This is a genomic window from Cellulomonas septica (assembly GCF_012396155.1).
Taxonomy (GTDB): Bacteria; Actinomycetota; Actinomycetes; order Actinomycetales; family Cellulomonadaceae; genus Cellulomonas; species Cellulomonas septica.
Window position 1 is genome coordinate 1 of the sequence record NZ_JAAXOY010000596.1, and the last position, 2,243, is coordinate 2,243.

General features: G+C 74.3%; 2 protein-coding genes. Both read left to right on the forward strand.

Features of this window, described 5'->3' with window-relative positions:
* Window positions 1-960 (forward strand): DUF7847 domain-containing protein (locus HGA02_RS17035; protein ID WP_168680365.1); only part of this gene is annotated, 960 nt, incomplete at its 5' end.
* 670 nt (window positions 961-1,630) lie between these two features.
* The coding region (locus tag HGA02_RS17040) for a GAF domain-containing protein (protein WP_343035563.1) at window positions 1,631-2,243 on the forward strand (613 nt) is incomplete at its 3' end.

The window sequence follows — 2,243 nt, forward strand, 5'->3', positions numbered from 1 at the left end:
CCGCCCCCGCCGGGCTCCGCGTGGAAGCCGCCCGCCCTCCAGCCGGGCATCGTGCCGCTGCGGCCGCTCGGCCTCGGCGAGGTGCTCGACGGCGCGTTCAAGGCGATCCGGGCCAACCCCCGCGTCATGTTCGGCCTGTCCGCGCTCGTCGTCGGCGCCGCGGTCGTCCTGTCGACGATCCTCACGTGGTACGTGCAGGGCCTCGTCGCGGGTGCGATCAGCGACGCGCTGCTCGAGCTCGACCCGTCCGGTGCCAGCGGCCTCGACGCGATGCTGGGCTGGGCCGTCGGCACGCTCCTGACCGCGCCGATCATCTGGCTCGCCACGACCGTCCTCACCGGCCTGCTCATCGTGTCCGTCAGCCGGTCCGTGCTGGGGCGCACCATCACCATCGGCGAGGTCCTGCGCTCGGGCCGCGTGTGGTGGGTCGTCGGGTTCACGCTCCTCGCGGGCGCCGCGGTGCTGCTGGTCGCCGCGCTCCTGGTCGGCGCCGTGGTCGGCCTCGCCGTGGCCGACCAGACAGGGTTCGCGGTCGCCGTCGGGATCCTCGGGTGGCTGGGGCTCGTCGTCGCCGGCATCTGGTTCACGATCCGCACGCTGCTCGCACCGGCGGCGCTCATGCTCGAGGGCAAGGGCTTCTGGTCGACCGTCGCGCGCGCCTGGCGGCTCACGCGCGGCAGCTTCTGGCGCCTGCTCGGGTACTACGTGCTCGTCCAGATCATGGTGAGCGTCGCGAGCTACTTCGTGATGTTCCCGTTCGAGCTCGTCGGGACGCTCGTCACGCAGGACCCGACCGGCACGTCGTTCGTCTCGATCGTCCTCACGGGCATCGGCAACGTCATCGCCTACACGCTCACGACCGCGTTCACCGCGGCCATCTACGCGCTGCTCTACATCGACGTCCGCATGCGCCGCGAGGGGCTCGACCTCGAGCTCGCACGAGCCGCCCAGGCCGGATGACCGCGCTGTCCGTCGTCGCCGCGCTCCTGCGCGACGTCCCCGTCCAGCCGGACGCCGAGACCGCCCGTGAGTGGGCCCGCGACGAGCTCGCCCGGCCCGAGTACCACCGGCAGCCGTCGCTCCTGCAGCGGGTCCTGGAGTGGCTGCAGGAGCAGCTCGACTCGGTGCCGTCGCTCGGGCTGCCCGACGGCGTCGCGCTGACGGTCGCCGTCGTCGCGGGCGCGGGGCCCGTCACCGGTGCGGTCGTCGTGGGCGCGCTCGTCGGGCCGGCCGGCGGTTGTCCGCCGTCCCAGCCGAAGTACGTGTCGCACACCCGGCAGAACTCGGCCGTCGCCGGGTTCACGGCGCCGCACACGTCGCAGATGCGCTCGGCCATACCGTCTCCCTCGACCTTCGTCAGGCTAGTCGCGCGGCCCCGGGCCGCGGCAGTCCGTGCACGAAAGGGCAGCCGACGCTGCCCGGGCACGCCGGTGGACGTCCGGTGCCCCACGAGGGAGGAGCGCGCGACGGCGCGTGAAGTACGCCCGACGGCCGCCGGTCCACGGGGAGGCCCCCGGCTGCGGCGAGACCACGACGACACGTTCCCGGACACCCGCGCGGAAATTGCGGACGATTCGTACACTCGGAGGTCACGGGGGGCAGTGCTCGGCGGTGGGTCGAGGGGAGAGTCATGTCGCAGCACGACTCCGTGCGGGTCGCCCACGAGTACTTCGTCACGACCGGGCGGCTCGCCGGGCAGCACGTCCGACGCCTCGTCGCCGACTCGTGGCGGCGCAGCGCGCGCAGCGGTGTCGACCCCGAGGTCCCCGCACCGCCCGTCGACATGGCCGGCCGCACGCTGACCTCCTACCGTCGCGGGCACGCGCTCTCGGCCGCGATGCCCGTCGTGCGCGACCTGCTGGTCCGGCCGGGCGCGGGCGCCGGGTGGATCACCGCGCTGACCGACGACGCGGGTCGCCTGCTGTGGGTCGAGGGTGACCGCGACGTGCGCCGCAAGGTCGAGGGCGTCGGGTTCGTCGAGGGTGCCGTGTGGAGCGAGGACCGCGCCGGGACGAACGCACCCGGCGTCGCGCTCGTCACCGAGCGGCCCGCGCAGGTCGTCGGGACCGAGCACTACGCGCGCACCGTCCACCCGTGGAACTGCACCGCCGCGCCCGTCCGCGGACCGTCCGGGCAGGTGCTCGGGGTGCTCGACGTGACCGGCGGCCCCGTCGTCGCGACCGCCGTGATGATGTCGCTGGTCCGCGCGACCGTCGCCGCGGTCGAGGCCGAGCTCGCCCGCG